Here is a 20,680-nt window from a genome sequence, read left to right on the forward strand (position 1 = left end):
CCTTTGTGCTGCGTGCGACAATTCTCGGGAGAAACACCAACATCACGCGGGCTACGGCCCGCGTTGCGCTGCTTGAACCCCGCACACCTCATCGAGATCGACCACGTCACGTTCGGCTACGACGCCACGCGCACGATCCTGAGCGATGTGAGCATGGGGTTCCAGCGCGGCAAGGTGACGGCCATCCTGGGCGGTTCGGGCTGCGGCAAGACGACGCTGATGCGGCTGATCGCCGGCGTGCACGGCGCCGATGCAGGACGGGTCGTGTTCGACGGCGAGGTCGTCGACGCGCGCGACAAGGTGCAGCTCTACCGCCTGCGCAAGCGCCTGGGCATGCTGTTCCAGTTCGGCGCGCTGTTCACCGACCTCACGGTGTACGAGAACGTCGCCTTCCCGCTGCGCGAGTACGGCAAGCTGCCCGAGAGCCTGATCCGCGACATCGTGCTGATGAAGCTGAACGCGGTCGGCCTGCGCGGCGCCGCCGGGCTGAAGATCAGCGAGGTCTCGGGCGGCATGGCGCGCCGCATCGCGCTGGCCCGCGCGATCGCGCTGGACCCCGAGCTGATCATGTACGACGAGCCCTTCGCCGGCCTCGACCTCATCAGCATGGGTGTGGCGGCAAAGCTGATCCGCACGCTGAACGACGTCACCGGCGCCACCAGCCTGGTCGTCAGCCACGACGTGCCCGAGTGCATGGCCATCAGCGACTACGTCTACCTGCTGGCCGCGCAGGGCCGCATCGTCGCGCAGGGCACGCCCGCCGAGCTCATGGCCTCCACCGACCCCGAGACGCGCCAGTTCGTGCGCGGCGAACCCGACGGCCCGGTGAAGTTCCACTACCCGGCCCCGGAGATGGCCGCCGACTACGGCTTGAAGGGCTGAGCACATGAACCTGCTGGCCGCCATCGGCGCGCGCGTGCTGTCCATGCTGCGGGGCATGGGCCATGCCACGTTCTTCTTCATCGAGCTGCTGGCCGCGGTGCCGGCGTCGCTGCGCCGCTTCTACCTCGTCATCGTGCAGCTGCACGCCATCGGCAACCGCTCGCTGCTGATCATCATCGCCTCGGGCACCGCGGTGGGCTTCGTGCTGGCGCTGCAGATGTACTACGCGCTGGTGACCTACGGCGCTGCCGAGCAGCTGGGCCTCATCGTCAACCTGTCGCTGGTGCGCGAGCTCGGGCCGGTGGTCACCGCGCTGCTGTTCGCCGGCCGCGCCGGCACCTCGCTGACGGCCGAGATCGGCCTGATGAAGGCCGGCGAGCAGATCGCCGCGATGGAGCTGATGGCGGTGGACCCGCGGCAGCGCGTGCTGGCGCCGCGCTTCATCGCCGGCGTCGTCGCGATGCCCATCCTCGCCGCGGTGTTTTCCGCGGTCGGCATCCTGGGGGCCTGGATCGTCGCGGTACTGCTGATCGGGGTCGACGCCGGCAACTTCTGGTCGATCATGCAGAACGGCGTCGACGTCTGGCGCGATGTCGGCAACGGCATGGTCAAGGCGTTCGCCTTCGGTGTCATCTGCACCGTGGTGGCGCTGTACCAGGGCTACGAGACCGAGGCCACGCCCGAAGGCGTGGCCTACGCGACCACGCGCACCGTGGTGATCGCGTCGCTGAGCGTGCTGGCGATGGACTTCGTGCTGACGGCGCTGATGTTCTCCACGCCCTGAGCCGCAGGCGCCGAGACAAGGACACAAGGAAACAAGGGCATGGGCAAGAAGAGCATCGAAACGCTGGTCGGCCTGTTCGTCGTGCTGGGCATCGCCGCGGTGGTGTTCCTGGCGCTGCAGGCGGCCAACCTGGGGGCCAGCTTCAACGGCGGCAACACCTACGTGCTGCAGGCGCGCTTCGACAACATCGGCGGGCTGAAGCCGCGCGCACCGGTGCGCAGCGCCGGCGTGAAGGTGGGGCGGGTCACGTCGATCACGCTGGACAGCAAGACCTTCCAGGGTGTGGTGACGATGGAGGTGGAGCGCGGTTTCCAGTTCCCGAAGGACTCGTCGGCGAAGATCCTGACCTCGGGCGTGCTGGGCGACCAGTACGTGGGCATCGAGCCCGGCGGCGACGACGCCAACCTGGCCGCAGGCGACACCATCGCGCAGACGCAGAGCGCCGTGGTGCTCGAGAACCTGATCGGCCAGTTCCTCACCGGCAAGGCTGCCGACGCCGCCGACACCGCGGGAGCGGCGCCCAAGTGAGGCGCGCGCTGTGGCTGGCAGGCGCCGTCTGCGGCGCCCTGGCGCTGGGCGGTTGCGCCAGCGTGCCGGCGGGCGCGCCGCAGCAGCAGGGTGCCGCAGTCGCCGCGCCCGCAGCGCACCCGGCCGACCCGTGGGAATCGTGGAACCGCAAGGTCTACGCCTTCAACGATGCGCTCGACACCCATGTGGTCAGGCCGGTGGCCGAGGCCTACCAGGCCGTGGTGCCGCAGCTCGTGCGCACCGGCATCGGCAACGTCTTCGGCAACGTCTCCGACCTCTGGTCGGCCGCCAACCACCTGCTGCAGGGCAAGCTGCAGGACGGTGTCGAGATGGGCATGCGCGTCATCGTCAACACCTCGTTCGGCCTGGGCGGCCTGCTCGACCCGGCCACCGAGATGCGGCTGACGCGCCGCTCCGAAGACTTCGGCCAGACGCTCGGCGTGTGGGGCGTGGGCGCGGGCCCGTACGTCGTGCTGCCGCTGCTGGGCCCGTCGACGCTGCGCGACACCGCGGCGCTGCCGCTGGACCGCGTGGTGTCGGCCTCGACGCTGCCGGCCACCGAGGCCGGCCGCTACACCCTGACGGCGCTGGAACTCATCAACACCCGCACCAACCTGCTGGCGACCACCGGCCTGATGGACCAGGTGGCGCTGGACCGCTACAGCTTCCTGCGCGAGGCCTACCTGGCGCGCCGCCTCGACCAGGTCTTCGATGGCGCGCCGCCGCTCGAGAACTTCGACGACGAGTTCGCAGACGAACCACCACCTGCGCCGCCAGCGCCACCTGCTGCCGGCACCAAGCCCCAGTGAACCCGATCGGCCCGGCGTGCGTTACAGCAGGCAGGGACCGACGATGAAAGGACTCCCCGTGCTGAAGAAACTGCTCTCCACCCTGGCCCTGCTGACGGCCTTCGGCGCCGCATCGGCCGCCGGCGAGGCCGCGCCCGACGCCTTCGTGCGCAGCATCTCCAACGAGGTCATCGATGTCGCGAAGACCGACAAGGCCATCCAGGCTGGCGACATCGCGAAGATCATCGCGCTGGTCGACAGCAAGGTCATGCCCAACGTGAACTTCGAGGTCGTCACCCGCTCGGCCGTGGGCCCGCAGTGGCGCGGCGCCTCGGCCGAGCAGCGCAGCAAGCTGCAATCCGAATTCAAGCTGCTGCTGGTGCGCGTGTATGCGGGCGCGCTGACGCAGATCACCAAGGAGCAGACGGTCGAGGTCACGCGCACCCAGCCCGTGCCCGGCGGCTCGCAGGTGGTGGTGCAGTCCGAAGTGCGCGGCAAGGGCGAGCCGATCAAGCTCGACTACCGCCTGGACAAGACCGACGCCGGCTGGAAGATCATCGACGTCAACGTCGGCGGCATCTGGCTGGTCACGAGCTACCGCTCGCAGTTCGCGCAAGAGATCGGCAAGGGCGGCATCGACGGCCTGATCAACACGCTGGTCGAGCGCAACAAGGCCGCCGCCAAGTGAAGCTGCCGGCCACCGCCACGCTGGAGCAGGCCACCGGCCTGCTGGCGCAGCTGGGCACCGACACGGTGGAGGTCGACGCGTCGGCGCTGTCGGCCTTCGACACCTCGGCCGTGGCGCTGCTGCTGGAGGCGTCGCGCCGTGCGCAGGCACGCGGCGCGCGCTGCGTGGTGCGTGGCGCACCGCCCAAGCTGCGCCAGCTGGCGACGATCTACGGCGTCGACGAACTGCTGTCGTTCGAAGACGGCCCGGCCGCCGCGTAGCGCTTCGCGCGCAGGTTCTTCTTGATCTCCTGCAGCATCGGCCGCAGCGCGGCCGAACCCAGCCGCAGCGCGACGCCGGTGGTCAGGATGTCGATGATCATCAGGTGCAGCAGCCGCGACACCATCGGGCTGTAGCGGTCGGCGTCTTCCGGGTGGTCGGCCGCCAGCAGGATGTGGTGCGGCGCGTTCTGCGCCTCCAGGGCCAGCAGCGAGCCGCTGGCGGTGATCACGATCACCGTGGCGCCCTTCTTGCGCGCGATCTCGGCTACGTCCAGCAGGTCGCGGCTGCGGCCCGAGTTGCTGATGATCACCGCGCAGTCGCCCGGCTTGAGCATCGTGGCGCTCATCACCTGCATGTGGCCGTCACTGACCGCGGCCGAGGTGACCCCCAGGCGGAAGAACTTGTGCTGCGCGTCCTGCGCGACGATGCCGGAGTTGCCGACGCCGTAGAACTCGATGCGGTGGCCGCCGCGGCCGGCCGCGGCCAGCGCCTCGATCGCGCGTTCCACGCTCTGCCCGGCAGCGGCATTGCGGTAGCGCAGCAGCGCCGCCACCGCGTTGTCGACGACCTTGACGACGATGTCGCCGGCCTTGTCGTCGTCGTCCACCGACCGGTGCACGAAGGGCACGCCCTCGTTGACGTTGCCGGCCAGCTTCAGCTTGAAGTCGGCCAGCCCGTCGTAGCCGACGCTGCGGCAGAAGCGCACCACGGTGGGCTTGCTGACGTGGGCGCGGTCGGCGAGTTCGCCGACCGGCAGGCTGGCGAAGCTGCGCGGGTCGGCCAAGACGAGCTTGGCCACGCGCTGCTCGGCGGGAGGCAGGGCGGGGATCGAGGCCTTGATGCGGTCGAGCATGCGTTGTGCTGCCGGGCTACTGTTCTTCGGCCCAGGCGCAGCCGTCGCGCGCGATCATCGCGCTCGACGCAGGCGGGCCCCAGCTGCCGGCGGCATAGGGGCGCGGGCCGGTGGGGTCGCGCTGCCAGGCGTCGAGCACCGGCTCCACCCAGCGCCAGGCCTGCTCCTGCTCGTCGCTGCGCACGAAGAGGTTCAGGCGACCGGCCAGCGCGTCCATCAGCAGCCGCTCGTAGGCGCCGACACGTTCGCTCAGGAAGGCCTTGTCGAAGTCCAGGTCCAGCGACACCGGAGCCAGCATCTCGGGCGCATTGCCCGACGGGCCGCCGCCCTTGGCCGCCAGCAGGTGCAGTTCGAGTCCGTCCTCGGGCTGCAGCTTGATGACGAGCTTGTTCGCGCGGCTGGTGCCCGGGAAGATCGGGTGCGGCACCTCGCGGAAGTTGATGACGATCTGCGACTCGCGCGCCGCCAGCCGCTTGCCAGTGCGCAGGTAGAAGGGCACGCCGGCCCAGCGCCAGTTCTGCACCTCGGTGCGCAGCGAGACGAAGGTCTCGCAGCGGCTGTCCTTGGGCACCTTCACCTCGTCGAGGTAACCCGGCACGGCCTGGCCGGCCACGGTGCCGGCGCGGTACTGGCCGCGCACCACGTCGCGCCCGACGGTCTCTGGCGTGAACGGGCGCAGCGACTTCAGCACCTTCAGCTTCTCGTCGCGGATGGCGTCGGCGTCGTTGCTCGACGGGGGTTCCATCGCGATCATCGTCAGCAGCTGCAGCGCATGGTTCTGGATCATGTCGCGCAGTGCGCCGGTGCCGTCGTAGTAGTCGCCGCGCGTGCCCACGCCCAGGCTCTCGGCCAGCGTGATCTGGATGTTGGCGATGCTCTCGCGGCGCCACAGCGGCTCGAACAGGGCATTGCCGAAGCGCAGCGCCATCAGGTTCTGCACCGCGGGCTTGCCGAGATAGTGGTCGATGCGCAGCGCCTGTTCCTCGGCGAACGAGGCGCGCACGACGCGGTTGATCTCCTGCGCGCTCGCCAGGTCGTGGCCGAGCGGCTTCTCCAGCACCACGCGCACGCGCGGGCCGTTGATGCCGGCGGCGCCGAGCTGGGCGCAGATCTGCGTGAACAGGTGCGGGCTGGTGGCCAGGAACAGCACCACGGTGTCGGCGCCGCGCGCGTCCAGCCACTGCCTGAGGCCGGCGTAGTCGTCGGGTTGCGACAGGTCCATGCGGCGGTAGTGCAGCAGTTCGGCGAAGCGCGCGAACTCCTCGTCGCTGGGCTGCTTGGCCTCTTCGACGCCGGTGAACTTCTCGCGGATGTAGGCCCGGTACTCGGCGTCGCTGCGCTCGTCGCGCGCCACGGCGAGCAGCCTGCCGCCCGCGGGCAGCTTGTTGTGGCGGAAGGCCTGGAACAGCGCCGGCATCAGCTTGCGCCAGGTGAGGTCGCCGGTGCCACCGAAGAAGACGAGATCGAAGGACATGGGTGTCGGCCGGGCGGGTTCAGGCGCCGGCATGTAACTTAGTTACTGACTCGATGATGCCCAAGTTTCTTCGCCGGGTCAACGCCGGCCGGGCGTGCCGCGGTCAGCGCTGGAAGGCGCCGGGGGACCAGCTCGCGGGCGGGGGCAGGGCCCGCGTGCCCACCGGCATCGTGAACTCGGCCTTGGGCACGAGCGTCTCGCCGAAGGGCCGCGGGTCGACGCCGCGCCCGCGCAGCCAGCTGCCGATCGGGAGCTCGAAGCCCCAGCTGTCGGGCGCGTCGAGCATCTGCGTCAGCGCCGCGCCGTTGCCGGCGAAGTGGCCCTTCGCGCCCCACTCCAGCACGCCGCCGCCCACCACCAGGTTGTTCACCGCCACCAGCTGCGTATCGGCCGGCAGGCGGTCGTGGAAGACGCGCACGAACCACGCCGGCAGCCACTTGCGGTTCACCAGCGTGTTGTGGCTCAGGTAGAGCTGGTTCTGCGGCCAGTGCCGGCCCTCGGCGCCGTAGCTCACCACCACCGGGTGGCGCGAACCGTCGGCCTGCTCGATCACGTTGCCCACCAGCCAGGCCATGCCGCCCAGCGGCAGCTCGACCTCGTACGAGGCTTCGCCGCCCGGGCCGTCGGCCAGCAGGTTGTAGCGGATGTCGTTCTCGCGCGCGCTGCTCTTCACGAGGTGCGCCTCGTAGCCGTTGTGGAAGCGGCTGCCGGTGATGCGCAGCCGTGCGATGCGTCCCACCAGCAGCAGGTGGGGCAGCTGGCCTTCGATGCGCGGGGCGTCGCCGAAGACGCTGTCCTCGATGTCGAGCTGCGCGGCTTCGTCGTTGCCGGTCCAGATGCCGTGTTCGTTGTCGAAGAACGCGCAGCGGCGCACCAGCAGCCGCCCGGATTCGAGCCGGATGCCGGCGCCGCTGGCGTCGTTGGCGCGGGCGCCGCGGAACTCGATGTTCTCCACCGTCAGCGCGCCGCCGCGCAGCGTCAGCATCGGCCGGCCCTCGGCGCGGAACACCGGGCGCTGGCCGACGCCGCGGATCGTCAGCTTCACCGGCGGCAGCGTCACGGTCTCGCCCTTGTAGTCGCCGGGCAGCACGTCGATCACGTCGCCGTCCTTCGCCGCCGCGACGGCGTCGCTGAACTTGTACGGCACGCCTTCGGGGCCGACGAGCAGCGTGATGGCGCGCGCCGGGCCGGCGGCCAGCAGGCCGGCCAGCGACAGCACGCAGGGCACGACGAAGGCAGCAAGGCGCAGCAGGCGGGACGGCAGCAGGGATCTCATCGGGCAGCACGGCGGCAACGGAGGCGGAAGTATGACCGAGGCTGTTACATCTGCGCGGTGCGATCTGCGCCGCCCCCGCAGCTGCGGGCCGCGGGTTTCCACCGGGCCGGAGGCGGGCGGCGGGCGGGCCGCGGCTCGCTACGATGTTTGTGACAGAACGATGACAATCCGAACCCGAGGAGACACGATGACCGCGCCTTTCCGCCCCCGCCTGCCGACCGCCGTCCTTGCCGCCCTGGCCTGGGGCGGCGCCGCCCCTGCGCTGGCCCAGGACGGCGGCCAGCTCAACGTGATCTGCTCGGTGCAGGCCGAGTGGTGCAACATGATCCAGACGGTGTTCGCGCGCACCACCGGCATCAAGCTCAACATGTCGCTGAAGGGCTCGGGCGAGGCGCTGGCGCAGCTGATCGCCGAGCGCGCCAACCCGAAGACCGACGTCTGGTTCGGCGGCACCGGCGACCCGCACCTGCAGGCGGCCGAGCAGGGCCTGACGCTCGAGTACAAGAGCGCGGCGCTGCCGCAACTGCACGCCTGGGCGCAGCAGCAGGCCCAGCAGAGCGGCTGGAAGACCGTGGGCATCTACAGCGGCCCGCTGGGCTTCGGCTACAACACCGAGCTGATCGCCAAGAAGAAGATGCCGGTGCCCAAGACCTGGGCCGACCTGCTGAACCCGGTCTACAAGGGCGAGATCCAGGTCGCCAACCCGGCCAGCAGCGGTACCGCGTACACGATGATCGCCACGCTCGTGCAACTGATGGGCGAGGACAAGGCCTTCGAGTACATGAAGGGCCTGCACAGGAACATCAGCCAGTACACGCGCAGCGGCACGGCGCCGATCAAGGCCGCCGCGCGCGGCGAGACCACGGTGTCGATCAGCTTCGTGCACGACGGCCCGGGCGAGGCCGCGCAGGGCTTCCCGGTGGCCACGATCACCCCGAGCGACGGCACCGGCGCCGAGATCGGCTCGATGAGCATCATCAAGGGCGCGCGCAACGTCGACGCGGCGAAGAAGTTCTACGAGTGGGCGCTGACGGCGCAGGCGCAGCAGTTCGGCGCCGCGGCCCGGCAGTTCCAGCTGCCGAGCAACAAGGCCACGCCGCTGGACCCGCGCATCCCCGACTTCAAGTCGATCAGGTTCATCCAGTACGACTACGCCAAGTACGGCGCCTCGGCCGAGCGCCGCCGGCTGATCTCGAAGTGGGAGAAGGAAGTCAACGCGCTGCCGCGGTGACGTCCACGGCCGACCGCGGCCCGGCCGGCGCGCGCTGCGCCATGCTGGGCTGGCTGCTGCTGGGCGCAGCGGCCTTCGTGCTGCTGCCCTGGTACCTGCCGCAGAACCTGTCGCTGTGGCAGGCGCTGCCGGGCGTGTTCGGCGGCAGCGACACCGCCAGCGGGCTGGTGCAGACGCTGCGCCACGGCAAGCCCTGGCTGGCGACGGCCATCGCCGGGCTCGGCCTGGCGGGGTTGGCCGCGGCCCTGCCGGCCGGGCGCCGCCAGGGGCTGGGCCTGGTGGCGGGTGCTGTGCTGGGCCTGGCCGGCCTGCTGGGCAGCGGCTTCGCGATCGGCGCGCAGGGCTGGGCCTACGCCAGCCTCGAAGCGCTGTTCGGCGCGCTGCCCGGCGGGCAGTTCGGCATGGGCCTGGGCGCGGCGCTGGTGCTGCTGGCGCTGCTGATGCTGCTGGGTGCCGGGCTGGCGCGGCTGGGCCACTTCCGCGGCGACGTGTTCGTGGCCGGGGCGGTGGTGTTCTGCGCCGCGCTGCTGCTGCTGTTCATCGCGCTGCCGGTGGGCAAGAGCCTGGTCGGCGCGCTGCTCGACGAGAACGGCGCCGTCTCGCTGGCGGCGCTCGCCGACCGGCTGGGCAACGAACGGGTCTGGGGCCTGGGCTGCCTGGCCGGCGGCGTGCGCTGCGGCGTGGCCTGGAATACGCTGTTCCTGGCGCTGCTGACCGCCACCGGCACCACGGTGCTGGGCACGCTGATCGCGCTGTGGGCCGAGCGCGGCGCCTCGCGCCGGCTGGCGCGGCCGCTGAACGTGCTGGCGCTGCTGCCCATCATCACGCCGCCGTTCGTGGTCGGGCTCGGCCTGATCCTGCTGTTCGGCCGCGCCGGGCTCGTCAACCAGGCGCTGGAGTGGGCCTTCGGCATTCCGCCCACGCGCTGGTTCTACGGCCTGTTCGGCATCTTCCTGGCGCAGCTGTTCGCGTTCACGCCCATCGCCTTCATGATCATGCGCGGCGTCGTGCAGGGCGTGGCGCCGGCGCTCGAGGAAGCGGCGCAGACCCTGCGCGCCAGCCGCTGGACCACCTTCCGCACCGTGACGCTGCCGCTGCTGAAGCCGGGGCTGGCCAACGCGTTCCTGGTGGGATTCATCGAGAGCATGGCCGACTTCGGCAACCCGGTGGTGGTGGGCGGGCAGTACGCGGTGCTGTCCACCGACATCTTCTTCGCCATCGTGGGCGCGCAGTACGACCAGGGCCGCGCGGCGTCGCTGGCGCTGATCCTCACCGGCTTCGCGCTGGTGGTGTTCTTCGTGCAGCAGCGCCTGCTCGGCCGCCGCAGCTACACCACGGTCTCGGGCAAGGGCGACGCCGGCCTGGCGATGCCGCTGCCCGCGGGCGTGCTGCGCCTGTGCCGCGGTGTCGCGGGGCCCTGGCTGCTGTTCACGGTGGTGGTCTACGTGTTCGCCTTCGTCGGCGGCTTCGTGCAGACCTGGGGCCGCGACTACACGCCCACGCTGGCGCACCTGAAGACCGCGTTCGACCTGCAGGCCGGCGAACACGGCCTGGTCTGGGCCGGCACGGCGTGGAACTCGCTGTTCACGACGCTGAAGCTGGCGGCGATCGCGGCGCCGATCTGCGCCGGCATCGGGCTGCTGATGAGCTGGCTGCTCGCGCGCACCAGCTTCGCCGGGCAGCGGCTGTTCGAGTTCGGGGCGCTGCTGGCCTTCGCCATCCCCGGCACGGTGCTGGGCGTCAGCTACATCCTGGCCTTCAACGTGCCGCCGTTCGAGCTCACCGGCACCGGTTTGATCATCGTGCTGTGCTTCGTGTTCCGCAACCTGCCGGTGGGCGTGCGCGCCGGCACCGCCAGCTTCCAGCAGCTCGACCGCAGCCTCGACGAAGCCAGCACGATGCTGCGCGCCGGCACCGCCACCACGCTGCGCCGCGTGGTGCTGCCGCTGCTGAAGCCGGCGCTGGTGGCGGCCCTGGTCTACAGCTTCGTGCGCAGCATGACCACGGTGTCGGCCGTGATCTTCCTGGTGACGGCCGAGAACGAGCTGGCCACCACCTACATCATCGGCCGCGTCGGCAACGGCGACTACGGCGTGGCGCTGGCCTACTGCACGGTGCTGATCGTGCTGATGTCGCTGGCCACGGCGGCCATCCAGTGGCTGGTGGGCGAACGCCAGCTCGGACGCAGAAGGACCCCATGAGCATCGAATTCCGCCAGGTCACCAAGCGCTACGGCGACGCCAGCGCGCCGCTCGTCGTGCACGGCATCGACCTGACGGTGCCGACCGGCACGCTGACGACGCTGCTGGGGCCTTCGGGCTGCGGCAAGACCACGACGCTGCGCATGATCGCCGGCCTGGATGCGCCGAGCTCGGGGCAGATCCTCATCGACGGCCGCGACGTCACCGCGCTCGGCGCGGCCGAGCGCAACGTCAGCATGGTCTTCCAGAGCTACGCGCTGTTCCCGCACATGACCGTGCTGCAGAACGTCTGCTACGGGCTCAGCGTCACCGGCGTGAGCCGCGACGAGGCGGCGCGGCGGGCGCGCGCGACGATGGACGTGGTGGGCCTGGCGGGCTACGACGCGCGGCTGCCCAGCGAGCTCTCGGGCGGCCAGCAGCAGCGCGTGGCGGTGGCCCGCGCGCTGGTGCTCGAACCCAGCGTGCTGCTGTTCGACGAGCCGCTGTCGAACCTGGACGCGCGGCTGCGCCGCAGCATGCGCGAGGAGATCCGCACGCTGCAGCAGCGCCTGCGGCTGACGGTGGCCTACGTCACGCACGACCAGGCCGAGGCGCTGGCGGTCAGCGACCAGATCCTCGTGATGGAGGCCGGCCGCATCGCGCAGGCCGGCACGCCGCGGCAGCTGTACGAGCAGCCCGCCAGCAGCTTCGTCGCCGGCTTCATGGGCGAGGCGCTGCTGTTCCCGGCCGAGCAGCTGGCCGACGGCAGCGTGCTGCTGGGGCCGCTGCGCTGCACGCCGCGCCGCGCCGGCACGCCGGGCGCCGTGACGCTGGCGGTGCGGCCCGAGGCCTGGCAGCTGGCCGGCCCCGGCACCGACGGCCTGGCGGCCACCGTGCTGCGCTGCGCCTACCTGGGCAGCTTCCTCGAGGTGACGCTGCAGACGGCGTTGGGCGAGATCTTCGTCGTCGCCCCCGACGTGGCCCTGGCCTGGGCGCCGGGCGACCGCGCGACGCTGCTGCTCGGCGGGCGCGGCGTGTCCGTGGTGGCCGCTGCCGCCTAGAACGTCACCTCGTAGCGGATCTCGCGCCAGCGCAGCACGGCCGAGCGCGGCTTGATGGTCTCCAGCACCACGCCCGGCGCCGCCGTGTCGCCTTCGTGCAGCAGCTGGCCGCCGACCAGCAGCATGCGTGCCGAGGGCGTGTCGCTGTAGATGGCGCCGCCGAAGGCCAGGCGCGGCAGCTGCCGCTTGATGTCCTCGGGCAGCTGCGCGTAGGCGATGGGGCGCGGTGCAGCCGGTGCCGCCGGCACGGCGGGCGAAGCAGGCACCACGGGTGCGGCCTGCACTGGCGCAGCGGCCATGGCGGGTGCAGGCGCAGGCGCCGCGGCGGGCGCCGGCGCGGGTGCCGGTGCAAGCACGGGCGCAGGGGCCGGTGCCGGCGTCGGCACCGGCAGCACGACCACCACGGGCTGCTGCGGCAGCGGCGCGGCCGGTGCCGGCGCTGCCGCGGGCGGCGCCACCGGCAACGCAGCAGGTGCCGGTGCGGCCGCCACCGCCACGGGTGCCGCACCGGGCGCGGGCCGGGCCAGCCACCACCACGCCGCCGCGCCCAGCAGCAGCACCGCCGCGCCGGTGCCGGCGGCCAGCCAGGGGCCGCCGGCGCCGGCCGGGGCGGCGGCAGGTGCGGCGGGCACCGGCTGCGAGTGCAGGCCCGGCACGTGGCCGCGTTCGCGCTCGCGTTCGGCTTCCGCGCGGCGCAGGGCATCGAGGATGTACGACATGGCGGGGCTCAGCGCGAGGTGGCCAGCCGGGGTTCGTCGACCCCGCTGGCACGGTTGATCTGCATCAGCGTCATCGGCCCGGCCAGGCCGTCGGGCTTCAGGCCGTTGGCCACCTGGAAGGCCATCACGCGCACCGACAGCGGCTGGCCGGGCACGGGCGGCAGGCGCGGGTCCAGCCAGGCCGCCAACGCGGCGCCGGCGGGCTCGCCCTCGCGCCAGCCCGGCGGCGCGCGCCAGAAGGTCGCGAACTCGCCGCGCCACAGCGCGGCCAGCGTCGCCAGCGACACGGTCTGCGGGCTGCCGGCGCCTTCCAGCGTGGCGCTGTCGTCGTGCAGCGCCGTCAGCAGCACGTGGCTCGCGCGGTTCTGCGCGTCGCGCAGCGTCAGCACGCCGGGGCGTGCCAGTTCGCGCACCTGGGCCAGGCCGGCGACGCCGCGGAAACAGGGCACCTGCTGGCGCGCCGCGGCGTCGCAGGGGTCGGCGTCGCCGGCCGGCAGGTCCAGGCCCCAGCGCGCGCCCAGCGCGCGCCAGGCCGCGGCGTCGCTGCGCCAGGCCTGTGCCAGCACGCTGCCGGCGTCGGCCAGCGCCGGCCCGTCGCCGCCGGGCTGCAGCGGCGCAGCCGAGGCCGCCCGCCCCGCCGCGCCCGAAGCAGCGGCGTCCGCCTGCAGCGCCCCCGAAGCCGCCGGCGCCGCGGCGGCCGCGGCCCGCGGCGCCACCGGCCGCAGCCACAGCGACCACGCCGCACCGCCCACCGCGACGGCCAGCCCGGCCGCCGCCACGCCCATCAGCACGGCTTCGCGGCGGCGCGTGCGGCCGTCCTGGCGCGGCGCGAACACTTCCTCCGCCGCGCGTTCCACGACCGCGCGGCCGATGCGCGTCTTGCCGCTGGCGTAGCCGCCCAGCATCGCGCGACCGGCCAGCAGGTTGATGCGGCGCGGCACGCCGCGGCACAGCTGGTGCAGGCGGCGCAGCGCGGCACGGTCGAACGGCAGCTCGCCCTTGCCCCCGGCCACGGACAGGCGGTGCCGCACGTAGGCCGCGGACTCGGCCTCGCTGAGCGCCGGCAGGTGGTAGCGCGCCGTGACGCGCTGCGCCAGCTGCTCCAGTTCGGGCCGCGCCAGCATCTCGCGCAGCTCGGGCTGGCCGATGAGGATGATCTGCAGCAGCTTGCGCTCGGCCGTCTCCAGGTTGGTCAGCAGGCGCAGCTGCTCCAGCAGGTCGGCGGACAGGCTCTGCGCCTCGTCGATGACGAGCACGCTGTGGCGGCCGGCCGCGTGCGCCGCCAGCAGGAAACGGTTCAGCGGGTCGACGAAGTCCTTCACCGTGGCCGCGCCGGCCGGCACCGCGATGCGGAACTCGTCGCACACGGTCTGCAGCAGCTCGACGACGCTGAGCTTGGGGTTGAAGACGTAGGCGACGTTGCAGTCGGCCGGCACCTGGTCGAGGAAGCAGCGGCAGACGGTGGTCTTGCCGGCGCCGATCTCGCCCGTCAGCAGCACGAAGCCGCCGCCGCCCGACAGCCCGTACAGCAGGTGCGCCAGCGCCTCGCGGTGCGCCTCGCTCATGAACAGGAAGTGCGGGTCGGGCGCGATGGAAAACGGCTCGCGCTGCAAGCCGAAGAAGGGCGCGTACATGGGGGCGGAGCATAAGGTCTGGCGCGACGCCACAATGTCGGGCCGCGCGGTCGGCGCCGCCGACACCGCCGTCGCCGACACCCTGCCGATGCCGTTCCTGCCGCTGGAGCCCCGCCCGTGAAGCCGTCCCTGTTCCGAGCCCGTGCCCTTGCCTGTTCCCGCAGCCTCCCCTGGCTGCTGGCGTCCGTGCTGCTGGCCGCCGTGCCGCCGGTGGCGGCGCAGCGGCTGCCGTCGCTGGCCCCGACCGCCGCGCCCGAGTACCCCGTCACGCGCCAGGTCGAGCATGTCGACACCTACCACGGCCAGCGCGTCGCCGACCCCTACCGCTGGCTCGAGGACGACCGCTCGGCCGAGACCGCGGCCTGGGTCGCGGCGCAGAACCGCGTCACCGACACCTACTTCGAACGCATCGGATTCCGCGCCGACCTGCAGACGCGGCTGACGCAGCTGTTCGACCACGCCCGCCGCACCGTGCCCGAACGCCGCGGCAACCAGTTCTACTACCGTGCCAACACCGGCCTGCAGAACCAGAACGTGGTCTGGCGCCAGACCGGGCCGGACGGCAAGCCCGAGCTGGTGCTGGACCCCAACACGCTGTCGGCCGACGGCACCACGCGGCTGGGCCAGTTCGTGCTGCAGCCGTCGGGCCGGCACGCGGCCTACACGCTGTCGCAGGCGGGCTCGGACTGGCAGGAGCTGCGCGTGCTGGACCTGTCCACGCGCACGCCGCTGTCCGAGCGCCTGCGGTGGGTGAAGGTCTCGGGCATCGCCTGGGCCGGCGACGGCTTCTTCTACAGCCGCTACCCGGCGCCCGCCGCCGGCACCGAGCTGTCGGCGCGCAACGACGACCACCGCGTCTACTTCCACCGCATCGGCACGCCGCAGTCGGCCGACGAGCTGGTCCACGCCGACGCGGCGCGGCCGCAGCGCTTCCACACCGTCGCCACCACCGAGGACGGGCGCTGGGCGGTGCTCAGCGTGTCCGACCGCGGCAGCGGCCGGCGCGGCAACGCGCTGTTCGTGCGCGACCTGCGCAGCGAGGACAAGACCTTCCGGCCGCTGGTGCCCGACATCGGCGACGCCAGCTTCAGCCTGGTCGAGCAGCACGCCGGCCGCCTGCTGCTGCGCACCGACGACGGCGCGCCCAACGGCCGCATCATCGCCGTCGACCCCGCGCGGCCGGGGCGCGAGCACTGGCAGACCGTGGTCGCCGAGCGCCCTGGCGAAGCGCTGCGCGGCGCCTCGCTGGCCGGCGGCCGGCTTTTCGTGCTGACACTGAAGGACGTCAGCTCGCGCGCCTACGTGCACATGCCCGACGGCCGGCTCGAGCGCGAGATCGCGCTGCCGGGCCTGGGCACCGCCAGCGGCTTCGGCGGCCAGTCCGACGACACCGGCATCTTCTACACCTACACCTCGTTCGACACGCCGCAGGTCACGTTCCGCTACGACGTCGCCAGCGGCCAGAGCAGCGTGCACCACCGCACCGTGGTGCCGGGCTACGACCCGGCCGACTACGTCACGCGCCAGGTCTTCTTCACCAGCCGCGACGGCACGCGCGTGCCGATGTTCCTGGTGCACCGCAAGGGCCTGGTGGCGCACGGCCTGAACCCGACGCTGCTGTACGGCTACGGCGGCTTCGGTGTCAGCCAGCTGCCGGCCTTCAGCGCGCAGCGGCTGGCGCTGCTGGAGCAGGGCGTGGTCTTCGCGCTGGCCAACCTGCGCGGCGGCGCCGAGTACGGCCGCGCCTGGCACCAGGCCGGCACCAAGCTGAAGAAGCAGAACACCTTCGACGACTTCATCGCCGCGGCCGAGTGGCTGCACCAGGCGCGCATCACCAGCCCCGAGAAGCTGGCCATCCAGGGCGGCAGCAACGGCGGCCTGCTGGTGGGCGCGGTCATCAACCAGCGGCCCGAGCTGTTCGCCGCCGCCGTGCCCCAGGTGGGCGTGATGGACATGCTGCGCTTCCACAAGTTCACGATCGGCTGGAACTGGGTCGCCGACTACGGCAGCAGCGACAACGCCGACGAGTTCAAGGCGCTGCTGGCGTATTCGCCGCTGCACAACATCCGCCCCGGCCAACGCTACCCGGCGGTGCTGGTGACCACCGCCGACCACGACGACCGCGTCGTGCCCGCGCACTCGTTCAAGTACACGGCCACGCTGCAGTCGCGGGCCGACCGCATGCGGCCGGTGCTGATCCGCGTCGACACGCGCTCGGGCCACGGCGCCAGCAACACCAGCAAGCAGATCGCCTCGGCCGCCGAGGTCTACGCCTTCGTGCTGCACACGCTGGGCGTGACCCCGCGCTGGGCGATGTAATCGCCCCGCAACCCCCGGCGCCGCGTTCTAATGGCGGGCTGCACCCCAGGAACCCCCCCGCACCATGGACCAGCTCGCCCAACTCAAGCAGTTCACCACCGTCGTCGCCGACACCGGCAACTTCAAGCAGCTGGCCGCCTTCGCGCCGCGCGACGCCACCACCAACCCCAGCCTGATCCTGAAGGCCGTGCTGCAGCCCGACTACGCGCCGCTGCTGGCCGACACGGTGGCGGCGCACCGCACGGCGCCGCTGGACGCCATCGTCGACGAGGTGCTGGTGCGCTTCGGGCGCGAGATCCTCACCGTGGTGCCGGGCCGCGTCAGCACCGAGGTCGACGCGCGCCTGTCGTTCGACACCGCAGCGACGCTGGCCCGCGCACGCCGCATCATCGGCCTGTACGAAGCCGCGGGCATCGACCGCGCGCGCGTGCTGATCAAGATCGCCGCCACCTGGGAAGGCATCCGCGCCGCCGAGGTGCTGGAACGCGAGGGCATCCACTGCAACCTGACGCTGCTGTTCAGCTTCGCGCAGGCGGTGGCCTGCGGCGACGCCGGCGTGCAGCTGATCTCGCCCTTCGTCGGCCGCATCTACGACTGGGCCAAGAAGAACGCCGGCGCTGCCTGGGACGAAGCCGCGCACGCCGGCGCCAACGACCCCGGCGTGCAGAGCGTCACCGCGATCTACAACCACTACAAGCGCCACGGCATCGCCACCGAGGTGATGGGAGCGAGCTTCCGCAACGTCGGCCAGATCACCGCGCTGGCCGGCTGCGACCTGCTGACCATCAGCCCCGAGCTGCTGGCCGCGCTGCAGGCCAGCAGCGCGCCGGTGCCGCGCGCGCTCGACGCCGCGCACGCGCGCACGCTGGACCTGCCGCCCGTGCACCACGACGAGAAGGCCTTCCGCTGGGCGATGAACGAGGACGCGATGGCCACCGAGAAGCTGGCCGAGGGCATCCGCGCCTTCGCGGTGGACGCGGCCAAGCTCGACCGCCTGATCGAGGAGGCGCGGCGGTGACGCGCGGCGACCGCACGCGCGCCTGGGTGGCGCTGCAAGGCCACTACGCCGCCCACGGCCGCGACCTCGACCTGCGCGAGGCCTTCGCACGCGACCCCGGTCGCTTCGCGTCGCTGTCGTTCCAGGCGCCGGGCGTGTTCGCCGACCTGTCGAAGAACCGCGTCGATCTGGCGACGCTGCGCTTCCTGGTCGACCTGGCCGAGGAGTGCGGCGTGCCGGCTCAGCGCGACGCGATGCTGCGCGGCGAGGTCGCCAACGCCACCGAGGGCCGCGCCGTGCTGCACACCGCGCTGCGCGCGCCGCGCGGCGTGGGGCCGTTCAGCGACGACGTGCACGGCGTGCTCGACGCGATGCTGGCCTACGCCGAGCAGGTGCGCGCCGACGACGGCATCACCGACATCGTGAACATCGGCATCGGCGGCAGCGACCTGGGCCCGCAGATGGTGGTGCCGGCGCTCGACGCCTTCTGCCACCACGGCAAGCGGCTGCACTTCGTCAGCAACGTCGACGGCCACGACATCACCCCCGTGCTGCGCGGCCTGGACCCGCAGCGCACGCTGTTCATCGTCGCCAGCAAGACCTTCACGACGCAGGAGACGATGGCCAACGCGCAGGTGGCCAAGGCCTGGTTCCTGGCGCATGGCGGCACCGACATCGCCCGCCACTTCGCCGCCACCACCACCAATGTGCAGGCCGCCGCGGCGTTCGGCATCAGCACCACGTTCGGCTTCTGGGACTGGGTGGGCGGGCGCTACTCGCTGTGGAGCGCGATCGGCCTGCCGATCGCCATCGCCATCGGCGACACCAACTTCCGCGGGCTGCTGGCCGGCGCGCACGCGATGGACCGCCACTTCGCCGAGGCACCACTGGCGCAGAACCTGCCGGTGCTGCTGGGCCTGCTGGACGTGTGGTACCGCAACTTCCACGGTTTCACGAGCCGCAGCGTCGCGCCCTACCACCAGGGCCTGCGGCGGCTGCCGGCCTACCTGCAGCAGCTGGAGATGGAGTCCAACGGCAAGTGCGTCGATGTCGACGGCGCGCCGCTGCCCTTCGGCACCAGCCCGGTGGTCTGGGGCGAGCCCGGCACCAACGGCCAGCACGCGTATTTCCAGATGCTGCACCAGGGCACCGACGTGATCCCGGTGGAGTTCATCCTGGTGAAGACGCCCACGCACGCGCAGGCCGACCTGCACCACAAGCTGCTGGCCAACGGCCTGGCGCAGGCGCAGGCGCTGATGCTGGGCAAGACCGCCGAGGTGGCGCAGGGCGAGCGCGCGCCCACGGCGTCGGCCACGCTCGACCGCGCGGTGCTGGCGCGCCACCGCAGCTTTCCCGGCAACCGGCCCAGCACCACCTTCGTGCTGGACAAGCTGACGCCGGGTACGCTGGGCGCGCTGATCGCGCTGTACGAGCACCGCGTGTACACCAGCGGCGTGGTCTGGGGCATCAACAGCTTCGACCAGTGGGGCGTGGAGCTGGGCAAGGCGCTCGCCAGCGACCTGCTGCCGCGCCTGGCCTCGGGCGACGTGGCCGGCCTGGACAGCAGCACCGCCGGCCTGCTGGCCCGGGTGCGCGCGTGAAGCGCCTGACGCCGGTGTTCGACTTCGGCGGCGTGCTGTTCGACTGGCACCCGCCGTCGCTGCTGCGGCGCGAACTGCCGCAGCGCGCGTTCGATGCCGACAGCGCCGCGCACTGGGTGGAGCAGGTCTTCCAGGGCTACGGCGGCGACTGGGGCGCGTTCGACCGCGGCGCCGTCGACGTGGCGGAGCTGGTGCCGCGCATCGCGCGCCGCACCGGGCTGGCCGAACACGAGGTGCAGGCCATCGTCGACGGCGTGCCGCGCGAGCTGCAGCCGCTGCCCGGCAGCGTGGCGCTGCTGCGCCGGCTGCGTGACGCCGGCGCGCCGCTGTACTTCCTGTCGAACATGCCGGCACCCTATGCCGACCACCTGGAGGCGCAGCACGACTTCGTCGGCTGGTTCCGCGATGGCGTGTTCTCGGCCCGTGTGCAGGCCGTCAAGCCCGAGCGCGCCATCTTCGACCTGGCAGCGGCCCGCTTCGGCATCGCGCCGGCCGAGCTGCTGTTCTTCGACGACGTGCTGGCCAACGTGCAGGCGGCGCAGGCCGCCGGCTGGCAGGCCGTGCACTTCACCGGCGTCGACGCGGCCGAGGCCGCGCTGCGCGCCCACGGACTCTGGAGTTCCTGATGCAATGGATGCGGTTCCGCCACGGCGGTGAAGAAGGCTTCGGCGTGCGCGACGGCGACAGCGTGCAGGTGCACCGCGGCGACCTGTTCGGCAGCCACGCGCCCACCGGGCAGACGCTGCCGCTGGCCGGCCTGGCGTGGCTGCCGCCGTGCCGGCCGGGCCAGATCATCGGCCTGTGGAACAACTTCCGCGCCGCGGCCGAGAAGAACGGCTGGGCGACGCCGGCCGAGCCGCTGTACTTCCTGAAGTCGCCGCACAGCGCCAGCGCGCACGGCCAGGCCATCGCGGTGCCGGCGTCGTACGACGGCCGCGTGGCCTTCGAGGGCGAGCTGGTCGTCGTCGTCGGCCGCCAGGCGCGCGCCGTCAGCGTGGCCGACGCGCCGGCGCACATCTTCGGCTACAGCTGCGGCAACGACCTCACGGCGCTGGAACTGCTGCACCGCGACACGTCGTTCCCGCAGTGGACACGCGCCAAGAGCTTCGACGGCTTCGCCGCCTTCGGCCCGGTGATCGAGACCGACTTCGACCCCGCCGCCGCCACGCTGCGCACGCTGGTGGGCGGCCGCGAGCGCCAACACTACGCGCTGGCCGACATGTTCTTCCCCCCCGCCGAGCTGGTGTCGCGCCTGTCGCACGACATGACGCTGATGCCGGGCGACGTGATCTTCTGCGGCACCTCGCTCGGCGTGCTGCCGATGAAGCCGGGCACGACCGTGGAGGTCGTGGTCGACGGCATCGGCAGCCTCGTCAACACCTACGGCTGACGCCGCGCCCCCGC

The 20,680-nt window shown here is 72.2% G+C and carries 20 protein-coding genes; 15 read left to right on the top strand and 5 right to left on the bottom strand.

The window, feature by feature from the left end; genetic code table 11:
• Positions 1 to 72: 72 nt before the first annotated feature.
• From ACPOLB_RS19120 to ACPOLB_RS19145, 6 genes are read left to right on the top strand one after another with little or no spacing between them, the layout of a single operon-like run.
• On the top strand, positions 73 to 882 hold the full coding sequence (locus ACPOLB_RS19120) for an ABC transporter ATP-binding protein (RefSeq protein ID WP_425257617.1): 810 nt from the start codon (positions 73 to 75) through the stop codon (positions 880 to 882).
• 4 nt (positions 883 to 886) lie between these two features.
• Entirely contained in the window at positions 887 to 1,666 is a 780-nt protein-coding gene (gene mlaE, locus ACPOLB_RS19125) for a lipid asymmetry maintenance ABC transporter permease subunit MlaE (RefSeq protein WP_425257618.1), read from the top strand.
• 39 nt (positions 1,667 to 1,705) lie between these two features.
• The gene (gene mlaD, locus ACPOLB_RS19130; RefSeq protein ID WP_425257619.1) at positions 1,706 to 2,194 is read left to right on the top strand and encodes an outer membrane lipid asymmetry maintenance protein MlaD; all 489 of its coding nucleotides are present in this window, start codon (positions 1,706 to 1,708) and stop codon (positions 2,192 to 2,194) included.
• Entirely contained in the window at positions 2,191 to 3,003 is an 813-nt protein-coding gene (locus ACPOLB_RS19135) for an MlaA family lipoprotein (protein WP_425257620.1), read from the top strand. The genes mlaD and ACPOLB_RS19135 overlap by 4 nt, the downstream gene beginning before the upstream one ends.
• A gap of 43 nt (positions 3,004 to 3,046) precedes the next feature.
• Positions 3,047 to 3,670, top strand: coding sequence for an MlaC/ttg2D family ABC transporter substrate-binding protein (locus ACPOLB_RS19140; protein WP_425257621.1), 624 nt, complete (start codon positions 3,047 to 3,049; stop codon positions 3,668 to 3,670).
• A complete protein-coding gene (locus ACPOLB_RS19145; protein ID WP_425257622.1) occupies positions 3,667 to 3,930 on the top strand; it encodes an STAS domain-containing protein in 264 nt (87 codons plus the stop codon). Before ACPOLB_RS19140 ends, ACPOLB_RS19145 begins: the two co-directional genes overlap by 4 nt.
• Here the strand turns inward: ACPOLB_RS19145 and ACPOLB_RS19150 are convergent.
• The 3 genes from ACPOLB_RS19150 to ACPOLB_RS19160 all read right to left on the bottom strand — a co-directional run bounded on the left by ACPOLB_RS19150 (position 3,879) and on the right by ACPOLB_RS19160 (position 7,534).
• Positions 3,879 to 4,784 carry a MurR/RpiR family transcriptional regulator gene (locus ACPOLB_RS19150; RefSeq protein WP_425257623.1) on the bottom strand — a complete coding sequence of 302 codons (906 nt, stop codon included), beginning with the start codon at positions 4,782 to 4,784 and terminating at the stop codon, positions 3,879 to 3,881. The genes ACPOLB_RS19145 and ACPOLB_RS19150 overlap by 52 nt on opposite strands.
• A 16-nt stretch (positions 4,785 to 4,800) precedes the next feature.
• Positions 4,801 to 6,258 carry a glucose-6-phosphate dehydrogenase gene (zwf, locus tag ACPOLB_RS19155; RefSeq protein ID WP_425257624.1) on the bottom strand — a complete coding sequence of 486 codons (1,458 nt, stop codon included), beginning with the start codon at positions 6,256 to 6,258 and terminating at the stop codon, positions 4,801 to 4,803.
• Positions 6,259 to 6,361: 103 nt separating this feature from the next.
• Entirely contained in the window at positions 6,362 to 7,534 is a 1,173-nt protein-coding gene (locus ACPOLB_RS19160; RefSeq protein WP_425257625.1) for a hypothetical protein, read from the bottom strand.
• Between the two features lie 187 nt (positions 7,535 to 7,721).
• Here ACPOLB_RS19160 and ACPOLB_RS19165 point away from each other — a divergent pair, with 187 nt between their 5' ends.
• Genes ACPOLB_RS19165 through ACPOLB_RS19175 form a run of 3 tightly spaced genes read left to right on the top strand, consistent with a single transcriptional unit; the run spans position 7,722 to position 12,006 of the window.
• Positions 7,722 to 8,765: an ABC transporter substrate-binding protein gene (locus tag ACPOLB_RS19165; RefSeq protein WP_425257626.1), complete on the top strand. Its 1,044-nt coding sequence runs from the start codon at positions 7,722 to 7,724 to the stop codon at positions 8,763 to 8,765.
• A 41-nt stretch (positions 8,766 to 8,806) separates the two neighbouring features.
• A complete protein-coding gene (locus ACPOLB_RS19170; RefSeq protein WP_425261948.1) occupies positions 8,807 to 10,966 on the top strand; it encodes an ABC transporter permease in 2,160 nt (719 codons plus the stop codon).
• On the top strand, positions 10,963 to 12,006 hold the full coding sequence (locus ACPOLB_RS19175) for an ABC transporter ATP-binding protein (protein WP_425257627.1): 1,044 nt from the start codon (positions 10,963 to 10,965) through the stop codon (positions 12,004 to 12,006). The genes ACPOLB_RS19170 and ACPOLB_RS19175 overlap by 4 nt, the downstream gene beginning before the upstream one ends.
• On the opposite strand, the gene ACPOLB_RS19180 is transcribed toward ACPOLB_RS19175, so the two are convergent.
• Positions 12,003 to 12,725: a general secretion pathway protein GspB gene (locus ACPOLB_RS19180; protein WP_425257628.1), complete on the bottom strand. Its 723-nt coding sequence runs from the start codon at positions 12,723 to 12,725 to the stop codon at positions 12,003 to 12,005. The two genes, ACPOLB_RS19175 and ACPOLB_RS19180, sit on opposite strands and share 4 nt — an antisense overlap.
• An 8-nt stretch (positions 12,726 to 12,733) precedes the next feature.
• Positions 12,734 to 14,359: an AAA family ATPase gene (locus ACPOLB_RS19185; RefSeq protein WP_425257629.1), complete on the bottom strand. Its 1,626-nt coding sequence runs from the start codon at positions 14,357 to 14,359 to the stop codon at positions 12,734 to 12,736.
• Between ACPOLB_RS19185 and ACPOLB_RS19190 the strand changes: the two genes are divergently transcribed.
• The 6 genes from ACPOLB_RS19190 to ACPOLB_RS19215 all read left to right on the top strand — a co-directional run bounded on the left by ACPOLB_RS19190 (position 14,358) and on the right by ACPOLB_RS19215 (position 20,666).
• Positions 14,358 to 14,480 (top strand): hypothetical protein, encoded by a 123-nt coding sequence (locus tag ACPOLB_RS19190; protein WP_425257630.1) that lies wholly within the window; start codon positions 14,358 to 14,360, stop codon positions 14,478 to 14,480. The two genes, ACPOLB_RS19185 and ACPOLB_RS19190, sit on opposite strands and share 2 nt — an antisense overlap.
• The gene (locus ACPOLB_RS19195) at positions 14,477 to 16,678 is read left to right on the top strand and encodes a prolyl oligopeptidase family serine peptidase (protein WP_425257631.1); all 2,202 of its coding nucleotides are present in this window, start codon (positions 14,477 to 14,479) and stop codon (positions 16,676 to 16,678) included. The genes ACPOLB_RS19190 and ACPOLB_RS19195 overlap by 4 nt, the downstream gene beginning before the upstream one ends.
• Before the next feature lie 64 nt (positions 16,679 to 16,742).
• Complete coding sequence (tal, locus tag ACPOLB_RS19200) at positions 16,743 to 17,696, top strand: transaldolase (protein ID WP_425257632.1); 954 nt, start codon at positions 16,743 to 16,745, stop codon at positions 17,694 to 17,696.
• Positions 17,693 to 19,276 (top strand): glucose-6-phosphate isomerase, encoded by a 1,584-nt coding sequence (pgi, locus tag ACPOLB_RS19205; protein ID WP_425257633.1) that lies wholly within the window; start codon positions 17,693 to 17,695, stop codon positions 19,274 to 19,276. Before tal ends, pgi begins: the two co-directional genes overlap by 4 nt.
• Positions 19,273 to 19,902, top strand: a complete 630-nt coding sequence (locus ACPOLB_RS19210; protein ID WP_425257634.1) for an HAD family hydrolase — start codon at positions 19,273 to 19,275, stop codon at positions 19,900 to 19,902. The genes pgi and ACPOLB_RS19210 overlap by 4 nt, the downstream gene beginning before the upstream one ends.
• Entirely contained in the window at positions 19,902 to 20,666 is a 765-nt protein-coding gene (locus tag ACPOLB_RS19215) for a fumarylacetoacetate hydrolase family protein (RefSeq protein ID WP_425257635.1), read from the top strand. Before ACPOLB_RS19210 ends, ACPOLB_RS19215 begins: the two co-directional genes overlap by 1 nt.
• Positions 20,667 to 20,680 lie beyond the last annotated feature (14 nt).

The organism is Rubrivivax soli (assembly GCF_049810355.1).
Taxonomy (GTDB): domain Bacteria; phylum Pseudomonadota; class Gammaproteobacteria; order Burkholderiales; family Burkholderiaceae_C; genus Rubrivivax.

Coding starts and splice junctions, on each gene's coding strand:
- mlaD (WP_425257619.1), top strand. CDS start 1,706: ATGGGCAAGAAGAGCATCGAAACGCTGGTCGGCCTGTTCGTCGTGCTG.
- ACPOLB_RS19185 (WP_425257629.1), bottom strand. CDS start 14,359: ATGTACGCGCCCTTCTTCGGCTTGCAGCGCGAGCCGTTTTCCATCGCG.
- ACPOLB_RS19175 (WP_425257627.1), top strand. CDS start 10,963: ATGAGCATCGAATTCCGCCAGGTCACCAAGCGCTACGGCGACGCCAGC.
- ACPOLB_RS19160 (WP_425257625.1), bottom strand. CDS start 7,534: ATGAGATCCCTGCTGCCGTCCCGCCTGCTGCGCCTTGCTGCCTTCGTC.
- ACPOLB_RS19180 (WP_425257628.1), bottom strand. CDS start 12,725: ATGTCGTACATCCTCGATGCCCTGCGCCGCGCGGAAGCCGAACGCGAG.
- ACPOLB_RS19140 (WP_425257621.1), top strand. CDS start 3,047: ATGAAAGGACTCCCCGTGCTGAAGAAACTGCTCTCCACCCTGGCCCTG.
- zwf (WP_425257624.1), bottom strand. CDS start 6,258: ATGTCCTTCGATCTCGTCTTCTTCGGTGGCACCGGCGACCTCACCTGG.
- ACPOLB_RS19215 (WP_425257635.1), top strand. CDS start 19,902: ATGCAATGGATGCGGTTCCGCCACGGCGGTGAAGAAGGCTTCGGCGTG.
- ACPOLB_RS19170 (WP_425261948.1), top strand. CDS start 8,807: ATGCTGGGCTGGCTGCTGCTGGGCGCAGCGGCCTTCGTGCTGCTGCCC.
- ACPOLB_RS19165 (WP_425257626.1), top strand. CDS start 7,722: ATGACCGCGCCTTTCCGCCCCCGCCTGCCGACCGCCGTCCTTGCCGCC.
- ACPOLB_RS19190 (WP_425257630.1), top strand. CDS start 14,358: ATGGGGGCGGAGCATAAGGTCTGGCGCGACGCCACAATGTCGGGCCGC.
- ACPOLB_RS19150 (WP_425257623.1), bottom strand. CDS start 4,784: ATGCTCGACCGCATCAAGGCCTCGATCCCCGCCCTGCCTCCCGCCGAG.
- mlaE (WP_425257618.1), top strand. CDS start 887: ATGAACCTGCTGGCCGCCATCGGCGCGCGCGTGCTGTCCATGCTGCGG.
- tal (WP_425257632.1), top strand. CDS start 16,743: ATGGACCAGCTCGCCCAACTCAAGCAGTTCACCACCGTCGTCGCCGAC.